Below are 261 nucleotides of genomic sequence, written 5' to 3'. Positions count from 1 at the left end.
TACGCTGACATTGCAGGACTCGACCATTGCGGTCGACGGCGCGACCGCGGATGTGACGTCGTATGTTTCCACGAATACGGCAAACGCCGTCGCCCTCCAAAGCGGAATCCCTGTCGCGGGCATGGCCGTATCGGACGCGAAGGCCGGTCGGGTGGTTCTGCCGCCTTCGTTCTTCACCAGCGGCGGATTCTCCCAGTACACCCTGACCGATATTTCTGGCGGGGTCACCGTGACCGCGGGCACGCAGCTGCTGCTGCAGAA

At 63.2% G+C, this 261-nt stretch carries 1 protein-coding gene; it reads left to right on the top strand.

Annotation, left to right across the window (positions count from 1 at the left end):
* Nucleotides 1–261: hypothetical protein (locus M2D63_RS25845; protein WP_285865894.1), on the top strand; the 261-nt coding region annotated here is incomplete at both ends.

This window comes from Pseudomonas sp. BJa5 (assembly GCF_030272875.2).
GTDB lineage: Bacteria > Pseudomonadota > Gammaproteobacteria > Pseudomonadales > Pseudomonadaceae > Aquipseudomonas.
The sequence above is the reverse complement of the archived record's forward strand: the minus strand, read 5'-3'. Positions and strand labels throughout refer to the sequence as shown.